Here is a 16541-nt window from a genome sequence, read left to right on the forward strand (position 1 = left end):
CATGCGCGCCTTGAACCTCGACTTTCAGCCTCGTCCGCGTTCCGGCCCGATGGGCTGGAGCCTGCTCGGCGGTGGTGTGTTACTCGCGCTGGTGTGCTTCGGCGTGCAGCAGCACCTCGGCGATCAGGCCGAACAACAGCAGGGTCACTTGCAGCACACCCAGCGCCAGCTCACCGGCGACAGCGGCGCCAAGACAACGCTGAGCCCGGCGGAAACCCGCGAGCAGGCGCAGAACCTCGCCGAAATGCGCAAGGTCTCGCAGCAACTGCGCCGCCCCTGGGAACGCCTGTTCGCCATGCTCGAAGCCATGCCGCGCGATGACATCGCCTTGCTGACCCTGACCCCTGATGCACGCAAGGGCCAGGTGCGGATCAGCGCCGAGGCGCGGGATCTGCAAGCGATGCTGGATTTCCACAAACGGCTGGAGGCCAGTGACGAGCTGTCCGACGTGTCGCTGCTGAGCCACGAAATCGTCGTCAAATCGCCGGAGCAACCGGTGCAATTCAACCTGTCGGCGACCTGGGAGATAGGCGATGCGAATCCCTAGACTGATCGTTCACGAATACCTGCAAGGCCTCGGTGTTCCGGGCCTGGCCGGTCTGGCACTGCTGCTGGTCACGCTTGCCTGGGCACTCGGCGGTTTGCTGCCGGGCTGGCAATCGCTGCAACAGCTCAGCCAGCAAACCCAGGAAGCCACCGAATACCTGGCCAAGGTCGAGGACGGCAGCATCGCGCCGCCCGTGGTACCGCAGCGTCAGCTGGACGATTTTCGCAACAAGCTGCCGGCCCAGCCGCAAGCCACCGTCGCCATCGATCGCATCTACGCGTTGGCTGCGCAGGAGCACATCACCCTGGCGCGCGGCGAATACGCCCTCGGCGTCGATCCCAAGACCCATCTGGCGCGCTACCAGATCCTGTTGCCGGTGCGCGGCAGCTACCCGCAGCTGCGCCGCTTCCTGCACGCCTTGCTCGGCCAGTTGCCGGCGGTGGTGGTGGAAGACGTCGAGTTTCAACGCAAGAAGATTGCCGACACCGACCTCAGCGGCCGGATCCGTATGACCCTCTACCTGTCGAGGTCGTGATGGACACCAAACGCATAACCGGCTGGGTGGCGTTCTTCGGCGTGGCGGCGGCGCTGGCCTGGTTGCCGGAATATTTCTCGCCGAGCGACGAGGTGGATTCGACCGAAGTCACCGTGGCCAGCCCGGCGAAAGCCAATGCCCGTGGCGCCTTGCCCGCCAGCAGCGCCAAGGCGAATGCGGCGCCGATCAAGGACCTGAGCCCGGCCGGCGACCTGTTTGCGAGCAAATCCTGGAAGGCTGCGCCAACTCTGGCGACGGTCACCGAACAAGCGATCAACCCGACCCCGGTGGTGCAAGCCCCGAGCCTGCCACCGGTGCCGTTTCAGTTCGTCGGCAGGCTGCATGACCGCAGCGACCTGCAGGTGTTCTTGCAGGACGGCGAGAAAATCTACGTCGTGCGCAGCGGGGATGTGATCGACGACACCTGGAAGATTGCGGCGATTTCCGATGTGGAACTGAGCCTGGTCTACCTGCCTTTGCATTTGTCGCAGACCTTGTCTGTGGGGAGTACGCAATGAACAGATCCCGTTTGCTGATGAGCCTCGGCCTGTGTGCCGGGCTGGCCGCGTGCAGTTCCGCGCAGGTCGCCAACAAGGAGGCTTCCGACCTGATCGATCAGGGGCAGTACGAGGCGGGCCTGGCCCGGATCGAGGAAGGCTTGCGGGAAAATCCGCGCGACACCGAGCTGCACCTGCTGCTCAACAGCGGCCGGGCCAAGGCAATCACCGCGCTGCTGACCTCCGGCGACACCGACCGCGCCCGCCGCGATTTCGCCTCGGCCCGCACCGCCTACAGCCGGGTGCTGACCATCGAGCCGAACAACCGCCGCGCCCAGGATGCCCTGCGCCAGCTCGACTACTTGCGCAGCATGGACGAGAAGCTGGAGCTGGCCCGTGGCGACCTGCGCCGGGGCGACATTTATGGCGCCGACCGTCAAGTCAAACAGATCCTCGAACTCGACCCGAAAAACGACGGCGCGCTGGAGCTGCAAGGCAACATCCGGCTGGTGCAGAGCCGCAACGTGGTTCAGTACCCGCAACTGCGCACCCGGCTCGACCGCCCGGTGACCCTGGAGTTTCGCGACGCCAACCTCAAGACCATTTTCGAAGTGCTGTCGCAGGTCGCCGGCCTCAATTTCATCTTCGACAAGGACCTGCGCCCGGACATGAAAGCCACGATCTTCGTGCGTGACGTGCGCATCGAGGACGCCGTGCAACTGCTGCTGCAACAGAACCAGTTGCACCAGAAAGTGGTGAACGAAAACACCTTGCTGATCTTTCCGGACTCGCCGCAGAAGCTGAAGGACTATCAAGAGCTGGTGATGCGCACCTTCTACCTGACCAGCATCGACGCCAACACCGCGCTGAACATGATCAAGACCATGCTCAAGACCCGCGACGTGTTCGTCGACGAACGCCTGAACACCCTGACCATGCGCGACACCGAAGACGCCGTGCGCATGGCCGAAAAACTCCTGCAATCGCAAGACCAGTCCAACCCCGAAGTGGTGCTGGAAGTGGAAGTGATGGAAGTCGCCACCCAGCGCATTCTCGACCTCGGCCTGCAATGGCCGAACACCTTCGGTGTGGTCAACAGCGACGGTTCGGCGGTGACCATTCTCGATCAACTGAAGGGCATCAACTCCAGCCGGATTTCGATCTCGCCGTCGCCGCAAGCCAAGATCAATGCCCAGGACAACGACATCAACACCCTGGCCAGCCCGGTGATCCGTGTCAGCAACCGCGAACAGGCGCGCATCCACATCGGTCAGCGGGTGCCGATCATCAGCGCCACGTCGGTGCCGTCCACTCAAGGCCCGGTGATCACCGAAAGCGTCACCTACCTCGACGTCGGTCTGAAGCTCGAAGTGCAACCGACCGTGCACCTGAACAACGAAGTGGCGATCAAGATCGCTCTGGAGGTGAGTAACGCCACGCCGCTGGAGCCGACCCGCCAGGGGACGATCCCGGTGCAGGTCGATACCCGCAACGCCCAGACCTCGCTGCGCCTGCATGACGGCGAAACCCAGATCCTCGCCGGCCTGATGCGCAACGACCATGGCGCCACCGGCAACAAGATTCCCGGCCTCGGCGACATTCCGGGTCTGGGCCGGCTGTTCGGCAGCAACAAGGACACCATCGGCAAATCGGAACTGGTGCTCTCGATCACCCCACGGATCGTGCGCAACCTGCCGTACCAGAGCCCTTCGGACATGGAATTCCCGACCGGCACCGAAACCAGCATGCACATCCAGGCGCCGGACCGCTCGCAGACCTACTCGATGCCAGCGCCTGCCGCGCAGCCTCGTGCAGTGGGTGAAGCGGCCGTGGCAACCACTCACGTCACCGTCGAGAAGCCTTGATCATGAACGCCTCCCAGCGCGGTTTTACCTTGATCGAAGTCGTGGTGACGCTGGCCCTGATCGGCCTGCTGGCCGGCATGGCCGCGCCGCTGACCGAGACCCTGGTACGGCGTGGCAAGGAGCAGGAACTGCGCACCGCGCTGTATCAGATTCGCGATGGCATCGACGCCTACAAGCGTGCCTTCGATGCCGGCTACATCGAGAAATCCCTGAACAGCAGCGGCTATCCGCCGAACCTGAAAGTGCTGGTCGAAGGCGTGCGCGACGTGCGCAGTGCCAAGGGTGCGAAGTTCTACTTTCTGCGCCGGATACCGCGGGATCCGCTGGTGCCGGCCAAACGTGACGACAACGGTGGTTGGGGCCTGCGGGCCTACAACAGTTCGGCCCAGAACCCGCGCGATGGCGAGGACGTGTTCGACGTCTACTCCCACGCCCGGGGCAAGGGCCTCAACGGCATCGCGTACCGCGAGTGGTGATTCTCATGCGCCGGGAAAAGGGTTTTACCTTGCTCGAGCTGATGGTGGTGATGGCGATCATCGCGACCCTGATGACCATCGCCTTGCCACGCTACTTCAACAGCCTCGAGGCCTCGAAAGAGACCACGTTGCACCAGAGCCTGTCGGCCATGCGCGAGGCGCTGGATCACTACTACGGCGACACCGGGCGCTATCCCGATTCCATCGAACAACTGGTGGAAACCCGTTACCTGCGCAATGCGCCGCTGGACCCGATCACCGAACGCAATGATCAATGGGTGCTGATCGCGCCGCCGGACGGCGTGGCGGGCGGCGTCGCCGACATCAAGAGCGGAGCTACCGGGAGGGCGCGTGATGGCAGCCAGTATTCCGAGTGGTAAGCACGTGGAGCAGGGTGGGTTCACCTACCTGGGCGTGCTGTTCCTGATCGTGATCATGGGCATGGGCCTGGCCAGTGCCGGCGAGTTGTGGTCGACCGTGTCGCGCCGCGATCGCGAGAAGCAACTGCTGTGGGTCGGCACCCAGTACGCCCAGGCGCTGCGCAGCTACTACCGCAGCTCGCCAGGGTTGGCGCAGTACCCGAAAGAACTGGTCGACCTGCTGCAGGACGAGCGTTTTCCGGAAGCCCGGCACCATCTGCGCCAACTCTATCCGGACCCGATCGGCGGCGGCGAATGGGCACTGCAACGGGGTTTCGACGGGCGCATCACCGGCATCAACAGTGCCTCCACCGAGGTGCCGTTGAAGCAGGCGGATTTCCCGTCGCAGTGGTCGGATTTCGAAGGCATGCAGCGTTATTCGGACTGGCAGTTCGTGGCCGAGAAAGCCTTCCTCGATGGCACCAACGGCCCGGCGAAGGGCCAGTCGGCATTGCCGCAGGCGTTGCAGCCATGAGCCGCCACGTGTGGTGCGCGTTGATCCTCGCGGCCGTGGCGTCTTTGGCCAGCGCCAGCGAAGAAGACGAAATGATGGGCTTCATCGTCGACGACACGATCTCGCACATCGGCCACGACTTTTACTACTCGTTCAGTGAGCGCCTGCGCGATACCAGCCGCATGGATTTCAACCTGGTGGTGCGCGAGCGCCCCGACGCGCGCTGGGGGAGCCTGGTGACTGTCGAGTATCAACAACGCCTGGTGTATCGGCGCTTCCTGCCGCCGAACACCGTGGAACTGAAGGACGAGGCCTACGAGGCCGCCGACTCGGTTCGACTGGAGGTCGTCCGGCGCAAGCTGGAAGCCCTGTTGCAGGACACCACCGACCTTGAGAAGGACGAACTATGAACACGACAACGTTCTCACGGCGCAGCGGATTCTGGATCTCGGGGTTGTTGATCGGGCTTGCCAGCGCCGCTGCCGTCCAGGCCACCGAACTGGTTTACACGCCGGTCAACCCGTCGTTCGGCGGCAACCCGCTCAACGGCACCTGGTTGCTCAACAACGCCCAGGCGCAAAACGACCACGACGATCCTGATCTCAAGAAACGCTCGACGGTGGCCGGCACGTCGGCACTCGAACGTTTCACCAGTCAATTGCAGTCGCGGTTGCTGGGGCAACTGCTGGACAACATCTCCACCGGCAACACGGGGAGCCTGTCCACCGACGCTTTTATCGTCAACGTCGTTGATGACTCGGGGGCTCTCACGATTGAGGTGACCGACCGAGCGAGCGGCGAAGTTTCCGAAATTCAGGTGAACGGCCTCAACCCATGACGGGATGACGGTTCCGGGGAGTGATGGACATGAAAAAAATAATAGCGCTAGGGCTGATGTTGGCAGCATTACAAGGGTGCAGTCTGCGCGAGCCGATGCCGGCCGAGCAGGACACCGATACCCCGACCCTGACCCCCAGGGCCTCGACCTACTACGACTTGCTGAAAATGCCGCGACCCAAGGGCCGGTTGATGGCGGTGGTGTACGGCTTCCGTGACCAGACCGGGCAGTACAAACCGACGCCGGCCAGTTCCTTTTCCACCAGCGTCACCCAGGGCGCGGCGTCGATGTTGATGGACGCGATGCAGGCCAGCGGCTGGTTTGTGGTGCTCGAACGTGAGGGGCTGCAGAACCTGCTGACTGAACGCAAGATCATTCGGGCTTCGCAGAAAAAACCGAATACGCCGGTGAACATTCAGGGTGAGCTGCCACCGTTGCAGGCGGCGAACATGATGCTCGAGGGCGGGATCATCGCTTATGACACCAACGTGCGCAGCGGTGGGGAAGGGGCGCGGTATCTGGGGATTGATCTGTCCCGTGAGTACCGGGTGGATCAGGTGACGGTGAATTTGCGGGCGGTGGATGTGCGTAGCGGGCAGGTGTTGGCGAATGTGATGACCAGCAAGACGATTTATTCGGTGGCGCGCAGTGCGGGGATTTTCAAGTTTATCGAGTTCAAGAAGTTGCTTGAGGCTGAGGTGGGGTATACGACTAATGAGCCGGCGCAGTTGTGTGTGTTGTCGGCGATCGAGGCGGCGGTGGGGCATATGGTGGCGCAGGGGATTGAGCGGCGGTTGTGGCAGGTGGCGGGGGATGCTTCTACGCCTTCGCAGGATGATGTTTTGAATCGGTACCTGACTCAGAACAAGGTTGATCCGGATGCGGAGTGAACGTGGCGGCCTTCGGGCCGACCAGGTTCTGGCTGATGTATCCGGTTCAAATTGTGGGAGCCAGCCTGCTGGCGATAGCTATTTTTCACAGGCGGGCGTTATTGCGAATGTACCCGGAACGCTGTGGGAGCTGGCTTGCCAGCGATGGCGTCCGGTCAGTCGATGGGGGGCTTTCTGGCTGGGTACATATCCATTTCTGCGGTAGCGACCACCTAGGGTTCCGCCCTTACGGCGGGTCACTTTTTACAAACGCCCGGAATGCCGGCCCAGTCAAAAGTAACCAAAAACGCTTGCTCCTACGTCCGGCCCGCTCGCTAAAGCTCGGGGTTCCTTCGCTCCGGGATTCATCCGGGGGGCATCGCCTACGGTTTGCTTCGCTGCACCTCCTCTCGATGTGTTTGGCTTCGCCAAACGGTCGCTGCGCTCCCACCCCGGATGAATCCCTCCACTCAGCCTTCCGACGTCGCCCGAAGATCAAAAGCGGTACTCGAGCTAACGCTCATCGTTTGGTTGGGTGAGGGTGCAAGACTGTGTAGATGAGCTTGGTTTTGATTTTTTTGTTTTGAAAGCTTGAGTTCAACTCGATGGTTCAGGTCGATGTAACTCGAATGAACAACTCGGTCGGCTCCCTCTCCCCCCGGGAGAGGGCTGGGGTGAGGGCCAGCGTCCTGAAGTTCTGTTTAAAAACGTGTCTGAATACATCGAACCTTCCCACAAGGTTTTCAGGTTGTCCGTCGGAAGCGCGGGCTCTAGCCTGTTTCGGTCGCTGCCAATTCAGCGATCGGGCATGGAAACCCGCATAACAACAGAGCGCACAAGCGCCATTCATAACGTATCCTGCGCACCCTCATGGTGTGCACTTTGTTATGGCGGCTGTGCGTAGGAGACCTCGTGTCTGCCGGGTTGCTCTGTCCCGGGTTTCCAGCCTGCGTACAGCTGCCACCTATTCGCTTGGAAACCGAATAGGGCCAGCTATAACCGTCATACAGGGTAAAAAATCATGAAGAAACCAACACCCAACCCACCCGAAACCCAAGCCAACCCCGAAACCGACCCAACCTCCCCATACACCTCCACCACTTCCAGAAAACTGCACGAAGCCGCCGAACGCGCCCTCGATCATTACCTCTGCCCCGGCGCCCACATCATGGGCAGCGTCAACGAACCCGCCCCGATGTACCTCGCCAACCCGGCCTACAACACCGAATCCCTGCTCGCCAACGCCAGCGAGTCCCTGGGCTCGGCCAGCGAAATGCTCAACAACTTCGCCGCCACCCTCGACCCGGCCCACCGTAAGACTGCCTTGGGCATCGCACAGATCCTCATGCTAGGTGAACTGGCCGTAAATCAGGCCTTGGATCACGTCGAGCTGAAGGACTGATCCAGCACATCCCCAATAAAAAACGCGACCCAGCAACGGGTCGCGTTTTTCACTTTCAATCCGGAGCCACCATGGATCCCCTGATTTCCACAATCGTTTCAGACTTCGAAAGCGAAGAGCAGGCCGCCAGCTACGACCGCTGGTTGATTGCCAAAATACAGGCTTCAATCGATGACCCACGACCCAGCATTCCGAATGAAAAGGTGATGGCTGAAATGTCGGCCCTGATGGAGGACAAACGAAGAAAGCATGAGGCGGGGTGAGGCTCACGCAGCGGTAATACGAAAAAACCGCGATCCCTGACAGGAGCGCGGTTTTTGTTTGGAACGGAGCGAGCAACGTACTAGAAAAAACGACGTCGCGGGTACTCCTGACGCGTGTGCAGTACGTTCACGATTTCTATTCGATCAGTTACCCGATAGATGATCAGATAACTCGAATGTACAACAGCTTCTCGAGTGCCGGGGATCCGACCGGTTCGATAGAGGCAGAAGGTTGGATGCAGCTTTTCCAATCGCCCTGACGAGCTCTCTGGCTGCTCTGGGATGTCTTTCTGTTATGAAGTCGATAATTAGCATCAGCTTGGCCCGTGCTTCGGGCCTCCACTCAATCGACCTCGAAACCATTGTCTTTTGCCTTGAGCAAGGCATGTATCTCAGCCATCACCTGGTCATGCGAAATATTCGGACGCGGATCATCGAGAGAGGCCTGTACTTCGGCCCGAAACCAACGGTCATAACTCGCAGCCTGTTCCTCAGGATCAAGATCCGAAACAACCGGGCATAGTGGGTCGATCAAAGACGGGTCGATCATGGAACCTCCGGGTTTGGTGCCTGGAAGTCTATTCGGTAACGGTATCGCTGTCGTCGCTGTCTGGATGAATTGCATGTAGGCCAAGCTCCATGGGGATCAAGTTGTCCCGGCAAATCCTAGAGCCTGCACTTCCGACGGCCAACCGCCAGAATTCGTCAGAAAACTCCGCGAATTTCTGAAAACGTTCCGTTTTCCGTAGGACGCCACTCAAGCGTCAGCACAAAAAAAACCGCGACCCTCAACAGGTCGCGGTTTTCCAACACCCAACACTTACTGCTGCAAAACCGTCGCCTGGTTAGCCGACCCGAACTGTTGAATGGTCGCGGTCTGCGTCATCCCGCTCTGATCCACATTGGCAATGTTCCCCGTCCCGCCCTGGGTCACGTACGCCACGTTCATGGTGTCAGCCTGTTTCACGGTGATCATGTTGTCACTGCCATACAGTTGCGCGGTGTAGGCCTGGTTGCCGGTGCCGGATTGATCGAATTCGGCGCTGTTGCCTGAGCCGTTCGACGAGCCCTGAACCAGGTTGGTGGTGCCGCGCTGGTCGGCGATGAGGATGTTGTCGCTGCCGTTCTGGTCGAAGTACAGCTCGTTGTAGGAGTCCGCCTGGCTGACCGTGGTTTTGTTGCCGGTCCCGGTCTGGTTGGTGGTCATGATGTGGCCGACGCCGTCCTGGGTGAAGCTGGCGATGTTGCCGTTGCCGGCCTGATTGACCGTCGCACGCTGGTTGCTGCCGAACTGGCCGCCGTGTTGCGGGCCTTTCCAGTTGCTGGCGTAGACCTTGTTGTCGTTGCCCACCGAGGTGGCGTTGAGGGTGTGGCTGTCGCCGTTCTGGTAGGTGAAGTGTACGTTGCCGTTGCCGACTTGATAGAGCGCCAGGGTCGAGTTGACCGACTCGAACTGGTCGGCGTAGATGGCGTTGGTGTTGCCGACCTGGGTGACGGCGGCGGTGTTGTTTTCGCCGAAGCTCTGGTCGACCACGGTTTCGTTGCTGTCGCCGTACTGGTTGACGGTGGCCTGGCTTGCCAGTTGCGAGTCTTGCCAGATTTCGGTGCCGTTGAGGTTGCCGAACTGGTTGATGGTGATGTTGCCGCCGGTGCCGTTGCGCTGGTCGCCGTAGGCGTAGTTGGTTTCTCCGGCCTGGTTGATGCCGATCTGGCCGCCGTTGTGCAGCACTTGTTCGGCGGTGCCGTAGTTGGCGGTGCCGTACTGGGTGATCACCGAGCTGTTGCCGGTGCCTTCGTACAGTTGCTCGATGTTGGCTTCGTTGCTGTCGCCGAACTGGAAGGTCTTGCCTTCGCTGCCGTTCTGCGAGTCTTGATAGACGAACGAGAAGTTGCCGGTGCCTTGCTGTTGTTGCAGGGCCTGGTTGCCGGCGCCGAAGCCGAGGGACTGGCTGGCGTGGGCGGTGTTGAAGGCACCGGTCTGTTGTTGGGTGATGGTGCTGTTGTCTTCGTAAAGCTGTTCGGCGTAACCGGCGTTGTAGTCGCCGACCGCGTCTTGGGTGATGACGCTGGTGGCGGTGTCTTGCACGGCGGCGGCGTTGTTGCCTTGGCCGAGTTGGGTCTGGGTCGCGGTGCTGAACGGGGCCTGGGTCTGCTTCACATCAGCGATGTTGGCCGTACCGAACTGGCTCTGGGTGGAAAGGCTGTCGTCGGCCATGGCCTGGGCACTGATCATGACCAGGATGGCGGCGGTGAGGGGCGTCAGTTTGAACATGATGAACTCTCCGATGATTGCAGTGCTTAGCGATATTGCTTGACCGAAACGCTCATGCCGTTGCCCGACTGGGTCACGGCGCTTTGCAGCCCCGTGCCGGCCTGCTCGATGCTGGCGTCGTTGTTGTTGCCGTTTTGCGAAATCTGCGCACGGTTGTGGCTGCCGGTTTGCGTGATGGACGCGGCGTTGCCGGAGCCGTTTTGCGTGATCAAGGCCATCAGGTCGCTGCCTTGTTGCAGGATGTACGCCTCCTGATTGCTGCCCGACTGCACGATCTTGCCCAGCAGCGACTGACCGTTCTGCGAGAGCAGCGCCAGGTTGACCTGGCCGTTCTGGTCGATCAGGGCTTGCTGGCCCACGGGGGGCGGCAGTTCGCCGAGATCGGCGCTGTTGGGCGCCAGGTCCTCGTTTTCCATCAGGTCGTCGGCGCGCACGCCCGCACTGACGCACAGGGCGAGCAGGCAAAGCAGGGCGGCGGTCGGCGTGTTCATGGCGTTGTCCTGTGTTGTCCTGAAGCTGAAATCCGGGCTGAGCGGGCCCCACCCACTCCGCATTGAACGGTGTGGGGTGGGTGGGGCGTGGGCTCAGAGGGTGGTTACCGACACCGTGCGCACGGTGCCTTGGGACGAACGGATGGTGGCGGTCGGGTTAGCCGATGGCACGACCAGCGTGTTGTTCAGCGTCAGCCGCCAGCGTCCGGTCACCGGCACCGTGGTTGTACCCAGCGTCACCAATCCGCTCGGGGTGGTGACCTGCACGGTGATGGTGTTGCCGGTGGTCACCGACGAGGTGCCGGCGAAGTCCCAGTTGAAGCGGCCGCCGGAACGGGCCTGCACGGTCGAAGTGGTGATCGTGAAGGTTTCCGCCGCTGGCCGTGGCGACACTTGCACCGTGACAGTCGCCGGCGTCGACTGGGCGCCGAAGCTGTCCCGGGCGATGTAGGTGAAGGTCGTGGTGAAGGCCGTGGTCACGGTGGCCGGTGGGGTGTAGGTGATTACCGTGCCGTCGGTGCTGACCGTGCCCCGGCCCACGGCCGGTTGGGTCAGGCTGGCGACACCCAGCGGCGTGTTGCCTTCTGGATCGGTGTCGTTGGCCAGCACGTTGATCGGGATGGCGACACCCAGCGTGGCGACGCTGTCGGCGACGGCGGTCGGTGGCCGGTTGGGCGCGACGGTCACCGTCACGGTCGCCGGATTGGCCGAGGCCAGGCCTTTGTTGTCCTGGGCCTTGTAGGTGAAGGTGGTGGTCAGAGGAGTATTGACCACGGCTGGCGGGGTGTAGACCACCGACGTGGTGCCGTTCAGGGCTACGGTGCCTTGGCCGGCCGCCGGTTGAGTGAGGGCAGTGATGCTCAGCGGCACATTGCCGTCGGGGTCGCTGTCGTTGGTCAACAGGCTGAGGGTGATCGGCACGCCGAAGCTGGTGCTGCCGGTGTCGGCGTTGGCCAGCGGTGCCTGGTTTTCACCGGTGTCCGGTGCTGCACCGACCACCACGACTGGCTCGGTGTCGCTGCCGCCGGCGGCGGATTTGACTGTGACGGTGGCTGGAGGCTGGGTCAGGTCGGCGACGGTGATCTTTTGCAGGGTCCCGGTTTTCGACAGGCGTCCGTAGCCCTGGGCAACCATGTCCGGCACCGCGACTTCATCGGTCGAGGTGGCTTCGATCAGCAGGCTGTGGTTGGCCCAGCTGTAGCGGGCAGTCTGGATTTTCACCACGTCGGTAAGCTTGGCCGAGACAGCGGTCGGACGGGTAGTGCCGGCCGGATTGGTGGCGGTCACGACCACCACCGATGGCAGGGTGCCGGTGCCCAGGCGCTGGCCGAAGAACAGCCCGTTGTTGTCACCCAGCAGGCTGGTCTGGCACGGCGTCGGCGGCGGGCCGGGCAGCAGCGCCAGGGTTTCACGGAAGCACAGGGTTGAGCTGCTGTCAGCCTTGGCGAACACCTCGGCGCGCACACCGGCCGAGGTCCGGCGATAGGTGGCGCGGTCGACGGCGACATGGGTCTGTTGCCGGTTGTCGAGGACCTTGCCGGCGACCGTGAACAGGTTGGTCTGAATCGAGCCGGCGCCCGACGGACCATCGATCCGCAGGAAGTTGGTATTGAACGGGCTGCCGGTCACCGCTTCGGTGAGGTTCGGGTCGCCGACGAAGGTTTCGATGCCGCCGGTGTCCGGGTTCACTTCGGTGTACGGGCCGTTGATGCTGCGCAGGAACGGGCCGATGGCGCCGTCGAGCGCACCGCTGAAGTTGCCCGGCGCGCCGATGCCGACGTCCTTGGTGATATTGATTGCTCGTCGACCCGGTGTGGTGACGTTGACGGTTTCAACGCCGTACGGGTGGGTGATGGTGTAGGTACCGGCCACCGGGACGTTCACCCGGATACGGATCCGCGCGAAGCTTTGCTGATCGCCATCGACCGGATTTTCCGAGGCGAACGCCGCTTCGATGCCTGCGACGTAGGCGTCGACACCGAAACCGGCGCCGTTGTTGGGGATCGCGGTTTCAGCCAGGAACCAGAAGGCTTCCGGCGGCCAGTTGTCCGGGAACACCATCGGCAGGCTGTCATCGAAGACGCCCGGCTCCGGCAGCAGGGTGCACATGTAGGCCGGCGGGGTGCTGGCCGGCACCCGCGAACTGGCGGCGCGGGACTGGCAGAGTTCCATCGACAGCTGGTTGTTGTCCTGGTACCACATCGGGAATTTCCCGGTGGCGAAGGTGTAAGGGCCGGGATCGACGGCGGCCAGTTGCGCGAACGCACTGCCGGTCAGCGAGATTGTCAGCCCGAGCGCGTTGAGCGCGAAGCGTGGCCACTTGTTCATGATGCCTCCTGATGCGGATCTGGGCATGTGAGCGTTCATTGCACGATGACCACTTCTTCGGTATCGCTGCCGCCGTTGGACGACGTCACTCGAACCTTGGCCGGTGGTATCGGCGTGATCCCGGTGGCCAGGGTTTTCTCCGCACCGTCGCCACCCAGCGCACCGATAGCGGCGCCGGTGTCGGAGGTGGCGGTGAGCACCGGTGGCGAAGTTTCGTCACTGGTCGAGGCCACCACGGTCAATTGCCCGGAACTGAGGCTGTACTCGGCGCGCTGGATCACCACCAGGTCGGTCAGGGTCATGGGCAGGGTGGTCGGCGAGCTGGTGGCGATCGCCAGGTGGTTGTCGGCGGTCACTTGCAGCACGGTCGGCAAGGTCGGGTTGACCGCCGATTGCGCATACCAGCTGCCGGTGCTGTCGGCTTCTGTCATGTTCACCACGGGCGTGCTGCTGGTGATGGCGGCGGTGCCCGGCGCGGGCGGGGCTTTGACGAACACGTCTTGTTGGGCCACTGGTGCGCTTTCGCCGGGCTTGCGCGAGTAGGTGCTGCGCTCGGTGATCAGAGGCGTTGGCCGCACAACTGTCGACAACTTGCCGGACACGGCGAAAGTCGTGCTGCGCAGGTCGATGCCGCCCGGGCCTTCGATGCGCACGTAGTTGGTGTTGAACGGGCTGCCGGTTACGGCTTCGTTGAGGTTCGGATCGCCAACAAACTGCTCGGCTGCGCCGGTCACCGGGTTGGTCTCGGTGTACGGCCCGTTGACGCTGCGCAGGAACGGACCGATGTCACCCTTGAGGGCGCCGTCGTAGGTTTGCGGGGTACCGATGCCGATGTCGCGGGTCATGTTGATGGCGCGGCGACCGGGGGTGTCGACGGTGAACACGTCGACACCGTAGGGGTGGGTGATGACGTAGGTGCCAGCGGTGGGCACATCAACCCGGATGCGGATTCGCGCAAAGCTGACCTGATCGCCTTCCACCGGTTCTTCGGCAGCGAAGGCGGCTTCGACGGCGCTGACGTAACCCAGATCGATCCCGCGTGCCGCATCGACGATGGTGGTTTCGCCGGTGAACCAGAACGCTTCATCGGGGAAATTGGTGGGGAACACGATCGGCTGCGCGTCATCGAACACGCCCGGGGTCGGCAGCAGCGAGCACATGTATGACGGGGCGCCCGGGGTGCTCGGCACGCGGGAGCTGAGTGCTTTGGACAGGCACAGATCCAGGGTGCGACCGTGGGTGTCCTGATACCAGCTGGCGAAACCGCCATTGGCCGGTGTGTAGGGACCCGGGTCGACGGCGAACAGAGCGGCCTGGGCAATGCCCTGGGCCAAGGCGCTCACGACCAGGACGGTCGCGGTTTTGGACAGTAAAGGGTGCATGAGTTAATCCCTCTATCAAAGTACCTGCCCCTTGGGGATGGGTCAGTTGCAGAGGGCTTTACAACTTCCATACCAACGATGCGCCAACCGGCCGCAAAGGCCCGTGGCGCAAGGGCTCGCGGCTTGGCGTGGGGAAAAGGACACACGCCCGGATAGGGCGACTGTCCCCAGCATTGGGGGTTGTGGGGGGCGGGTGCTACACCTGACCTTGTGGGAGCTGGCTTGCCAGCGATAGCGGACTTCCAGTGCCCAAAGTAGTGACTGACACGACGCCATCGCTGGCAAGCCAGCTCCCACAGGGTTTTGTGGTTATCCGGGGGGCTTGTGGGGCACCCGCATCCGGGCAAACACCCAACCGTGGGCTATAACCCTATAGGGACGTATCTGGAAGTCGCCGCCATGAACATGCAGTCAAAATCGCTACCGATCGAGGAGGGCAGCCAGCGGCTGAACTCGCGCAAGCAGCCGTTCAATCTGTTGCGCTGGTTTTCATTGATCAGCATGGCAGTGATCGGCACCGTGGCGGTGGCGCTCGGGGCGGTGTCGACGCGCTTCGTGATCGAAGAAAGCGTGCAGCGCGATGCCTTGCTGACTGCGCAATTCATTCAGGCCATCGCGTCGGCGGAAGTGCGCCACGTCTCGATTCCCAATATCCGCACCATGGGCGAGTTGCTCGACCCGCGTCAGGACAACGATTTTCCCGATGTCGACCCGCAGGCCCGAGCCAGCGCCAGAGGCGAGTTTCTTGATCACATCGAGCATTTGCCGGATGTGATCCTCGCCAACATTTATGCGCCGGATCGTACCGTGATCTGGTCGACCAACCCCGCGCTAGTCAACACCCGTATTCATGCCGACGAAGACCTCGACCGGGCGTTCGATGAAAAGATTCCGGTGTCGGCGAGTTATCACGATGTGGACAAGGGCCGTGAAGAACAGAAGTTCGTGGTGCCGCCGGAATACATCTTCATCGAAAACTACATTCCGCTGTTCGACGCCGAGGGCAAGAACGTCACGGCGATGGTCGAGATCTATAAAGAGCCCAAAGACCTGATTGCCCGCATGGAGCGAGGGCTGACGCTGATCTGGCTGGCCACCGCGCTGGGCGGCGGGCTGATTTACCTGGGGCTGTACTGGATCGTGCGGCGGGCGGCGATCCTGCTGGCGGCCCAGCAAAAACAACTGATCGCCAACGAAACCTTTGTCGCATTGGGCGAGATGTCTTCGGCGGTGGCTCACAGCCTGCGCAACCCGCTGGCGACCATCCGTTCCAGCGCCGAGCTGGCGCTGGAATTCGACGCGGGGCCGGCGCAGAAGAACATCAAAGACATCATCGGCCAGGTCGACCGCATGTCGAAGTGGGTGCGCGAACTGCTGCAATCGTTGCGACCGCTCAATGACGACCCGGAACCGGTGAACCTGGTGGCGGCGCTGCACGACAGCCTGACGGCGTTCGAGCAGCAGATCGCCAGGGCCGGCGTGCAGGTGGTGTTTCAACCTCAGCAGACGCCGATGGTGCTGAGCCAGCCGGTACAACTCACGCAAATCCTCAACAGCCTGCTGGCCAATGCGCTGGAGGCGATGGACAAGGGCGGCACGCTGACCATCACCCTCGAACCGAGCGACAGCCGTGGCGTGAGCGTCATGCTCAGCGACACCGGTAAAGGCATGAACGAGGAACAGCGCAGCATGGCGTTCCGGCCGTTCTTCACCACCAAGCAGGGCGGCCTCGGCGTGGGGCTGGTGCTGGTCAAGAGGATCATGGAACGCTTCGGCGGCGGAGTAAGTCTGGACAGCCGCGAAGGCGAGGGCACCACCGTTCGTCTGGCGTTTCAGCTCATCCAGTAAATTGGGGTGAACTTCCCCCCAGCAGTGGGTGTCAGGCCCCGGTCACCGGGGAGTG

General features: G+C 62.3%; 18 protein-coding genes and 1 pseudogene. 13 read left to right on the plus strand and 6 right to left on the minus strand.

The genetic code is table 11. From position 1 onward, the window contains the following. Position 1 precedes the first annotated feature (1 nt). From KJY40_RS11785 to relB (KJY40_RS11840), 12 genes are all read left to right on the plus strand, one after another. Positions 2–547 (plus strand): PilN domain-containing protein, encoded by a 546-nt coding sequence (locus tag KJY40_RS11785; protein ID WP_230736968.1) that lies wholly within the window; start codon positions 2–4, stop codon positions 545–547. Further along, the gene (locus KJY40_RS11790) at positions 534–1082 is read left to right on the plus strand and encodes a GspMb/PilO family protein (protein ID WP_011333432.1); all 549 of its coding nucleotides are present in this window, start codon (positions 534–536) and stop codon (positions 1080–1082) included. Before KJY40_RS11785 ends, KJY40_RS11790 begins: the two co-directional genes overlap by 14 nt. Then, a complete protein-coding gene (locus KJY40_RS11795; RefSeq protein WP_230736970.1) occupies positions 1082–1600 on the plus strand; it encodes a hypothetical protein in 519 nt (172 codons plus the stop codon). Before KJY40_RS11790 ends, KJY40_RS11795 begins: the two co-directional genes overlap by 1 nt. Further along, entirely contained in the window at positions 1597–3444 is a 1848-nt protein-coding gene (locus KJY40_RS11800; RefSeq protein WP_230736972.1) for a secretin N-terminal domain-containing protein, read from the plus strand. Before KJY40_RS11795 ends, KJY40_RS11800 begins: the two co-directional genes overlap by 4 nt. A gap of 2 nt (positions 3445–3446) precedes the next feature. After that, the gene (locus tag KJY40_RS11805) at positions 3447–3920 is read left to right on the plus strand and encodes a type II secretion system protein (RefSeq protein WP_007956136.1); all 474 of its coding nucleotides are present in this window, start codon (positions 3447–3449) and stop codon (positions 3918–3920) included. A gap of 5 nt (positions 3921–3925) precedes the next feature. Continuing rightward, positions 3926–4300 (plus strand): type II secretion system protein, encoded by a 375-nt coding sequence (locus KJY40_RS11810; RefSeq protein ID WP_007956137.1) that lies wholly within the window; start codon positions 3926–3928, stop codon positions 4298–4300. Further along, entirely contained in the window at positions 4275–4814 is a 540-nt protein-coding gene (locus tag KJY40_RS11815; protein WP_007956138.1) for a type II secretion system protein, read from the plus strand. The genes KJY40_RS11810 and KJY40_RS11815 overlap by 26 nt, the downstream gene beginning before the upstream one ends. Further along, positions 4811–5203, plus strand: coding sequence for a curli production assembly/transport protein CsgE (csgE, locus tag KJY40_RS11820; RefSeq protein WP_197870918.1), 393 nt, complete (start codon positions 4811–4813; stop codon positions 5201–5203). The genes KJY40_RS11815 and csgE overlap by 4 nt, the downstream gene beginning before the upstream one ends. Next, positions 5200–5631, plus strand: coding sequence for a curli assembly protein CsgF (locus KJY40_RS11825; RefSeq protein WP_007956141.1), 432 nt, complete (start codon positions 5200–5202; stop codon positions 5629–5631). The genes csgE and KJY40_RS11825 overlap by 4 nt, the downstream gene beginning before the upstream one ends. A gap of 29 nt (positions 5632–5660) precedes the next feature. After that, positions 5661–6521 carry a CsgG/HfaB family protein gene (locus KJY40_RS11830; protein ID WP_011333438.1) on the plus strand — a complete coding sequence of 287 codons (861 nt, stop codon included), beginning with the start codon at positions 5661–5663 and terminating at the stop codon, positions 6519–6521. Positions 6522–7521: 1000 nt separating this feature from the next. Further along, a complete protein-coding gene (locus KJY40_RS11835; protein ID WP_230736974.1) occupies positions 7522–7902 on the plus strand; it encodes a DUF6124 family protein in 381 nt (126 codons plus the stop codon). A 71-nt stretch (positions 7903–7973) separates the two neighbouring features. Next, the gene (gene relB / locus KJY40_RS11840; RefSeq protein WP_230736976.1) at positions 7974–8165 is read left to right on the plus strand and encodes a type II toxin-antitoxin system RelB family antitoxin; all 192 of its coding nucleotides are present in this window, start codon (positions 7974–7976) and stop codon (positions 8163–8165) included. An 80-nt stretch (positions 8166–8245) separates the two neighbouring features. Here relB (KJY40_RS11840) and KJY40_RS11845 read toward each other — a convergent pair. The 6 genes and pseudogenes from KJY40_RS11845 to KJY40_RS11870 all read right to left on the minus strand — a co-directional run bounded on the left by KJY40_RS11845 (position 8246) and on the right by KJY40_RS11870 (position 14638). Continuing rightward, positions 8246–8528, minus strand: a pseudogene (locus KJY40_RS11845) (type II toxin-antitoxin system RelE/ParE family toxin). Continuing rightward, positions 8509–8715 (minus strand): type II toxin-antitoxin system RelB family antitoxin, encoded by a 207-nt coding sequence (relB, locus tag KJY40_RS11850; protein WP_085748459.1) that lies wholly within the window; start codon positions 8713–8715, stop codon positions 8509–8511. Before relB (KJY40_RS11850) ends, KJY40_RS11845 begins: the two are co-directional and overlap by 20 nt. A gap of 270 nt (positions 8716–8985) precedes the next feature. After that, a complete protein-coding gene (locus KJY40_RS11855; RefSeq protein ID WP_230736979.1) occupies positions 8986–10437 on the minus strand; it encodes a curlin in 1452 nt (483 codons plus the stop codon). Between the two features lie 26 nt (positions 10438–10463). Beyond that, positions 10464–10928 carry a curlin gene (locus KJY40_RS11860; RefSeq protein WP_230736981.1) on the minus strand — a complete coding sequence of 155 codons (465 nt, stop codon included), beginning with the start codon at positions 10926–10928 and terminating at the stop codon, positions 10464–10466. Between the two features lie 93 nt (positions 10929–11021). Then, positions 11022–13256, minus strand: a complete 2235-nt coding sequence (locus KJY40_RS11865; protein ID WP_230736983.1) for an Ig-like domain-containing protein — start codon at positions 13254–13256, stop codon at positions 11022–11024. A 35-nt stretch (positions 13257–13291) separates the two neighbouring features. Beyond that, positions 13292–14638 (minus strand): hypothetical protein, encoded by a 1347-nt coding sequence (locus KJY40_RS11870; protein ID WP_230736985.1) that lies wholly within the window; start codon positions 14636–14638, stop codon positions 13292–13294. 399 nt (positions 14639–15037) lie between these two features. On the opposite strand from KJY40_RS11870, the gene KJY40_RS11875 reads away from it, so the two are divergent. Then, on the plus strand, positions 15038–16486 hold the full coding sequence (locus KJY40_RS11875) for a sensor histidine kinase (RefSeq protein WP_230736987.1): 1449 nt from the start codon (positions 15038–15040) through the stop codon (positions 16484–16486). The last annotated feature ends 55 nt before the right edge of the window (positions 16487–16541 follow it).

The organism is Pseudomonas fitomaticsae (genome assembly GCF_021018765.1).
GTDB lineage: Bacteria > Pseudomonadota > Gammaproteobacteria > Pseudomonadales > Pseudomonadaceae > Aquipseudomonas > Aquipseudomonas fitomaticsae.

Bases quoted from the DNA above. Each gene is read 5' to 3' on its own strand.
- KJY40_RS11860 (WP_230736981.1), bottom strand. From the start codon at position 10,928: ATGAACACGCCGACCGCCGCCCTGCTTTGCCTGCTCGCCCTGTGCGTC.
- KJY40_RS11795 (WP_230736970.1), top strand. From the start codon at position 1,082: ATGGACACCAAACGCATAACCGGCTGGGTGGCGTTCTTCGGCGTGGCG.
- csgE (WP_197870918.1), top strand. From the start codon at position 4,811: ATGAGCCGCCACGTGTGGTGCGCGTTGATCCTCGCGGCCGTGGCGTCT.
- KJY40_RS11855 (WP_230736979.1), bottom strand. From the start codon at position 10,437: ATGTTCAAACTGACGCCCCTCACCGCCGCCATCCTGGTCATGATCAGT.
- KJY40_RS11830 (WP_011333438.1), top strand. From the start codon at position 5,661: ATGAAAAAAATAATAGCGCTAGGGCTGATGTTGGCAGCATTACAAGGG.
- KJY40_RS11835 (WP_230736974.1), top strand. From the start codon at position 7,522: ATGAAGAAACCAACACCCAACCCACCCGAAACCCAAGCCAACCCCGAA.
- KJY40_RS11805 (WP_007956136.1), top strand. From the start codon at position 3,447: ATGAACGCCTCCCAGCGCGGTTTTACCTTGATCGAAGTCGTGGTGACG.
- KJY40_RS11785 (WP_230736968.1), top strand. From the start codon at position 2: ATGCGCGCCTTGAACCTCGACTTTCAGCCTCGTCCGCGTTCCGGCCCG.
- KJY40_RS11825 (WP_007956141.1), top strand. From the start codon at position 5,200: ATGAACACGACAACGTTCTCACGGCGCAGCGGATTCTGGATCTCGGGG.
- KJY40_RS11790 (WP_011333432.1), top strand. From the start codon at position 534: ATGCGAATCCCTAGACTGATCGTTCACGAATACCTGCAAGGCCTCGGT.
- relB (WP_085748459.1), bottom strand. From the start codon at position 8,715: ATGATCGACCCGTCTTTGATCGACCCACTATGCCCGGTTGTTTCGGAT.
- KJY40_RS11815 (WP_007956138.1), top strand. From the start codon at position 4,275: ATGGCAGCCAGTATTCCGAGTGGTAAGCACGTGGAGCAGGGTGGGTTC.
- KJY40_RS11875 (WP_230736987.1), top strand. From the start codon at position 15,038: ATGAACATGCAGTCAAAATCGCTACCGATCGAGGAGGGCAGCCAGCGG.
- KJY40_RS11800 (WP_230736972.1), top strand. From the start codon at position 1,597: ATGAACAGATCCCGTTTGCTGATGAGCCTCGGCCTGTGTGCCGGGCTG.
- KJY40_RS11870 (WP_230736985.1), bottom strand. From the start codon at position 14,638: ATGCACCCTTTACTGTCCAAAACCGCGACCGTCCTGGTCGTGAGCGCC.
- KJY40_RS11865 (WP_230736983.1), bottom strand. From the start codon at position 13,256: ATGAACAAGTGGCCACGCTTCGCGCTCAACGCGCTCGGGCTGACAATC.
- relB (WP_230736976.1), top strand. From the start codon at position 7,974: ATGGATCCCCTGATTTCCACAATCGTTTCAGACTTCGAAAGCGAAGAG.
- KJY40_RS11810 (WP_007956137.1), top strand. From the start codon at position 3,926: ATGCGCCGGGAAAAGGGTTTTACCTTGCTCGAGCTGATGGTGGTGATG.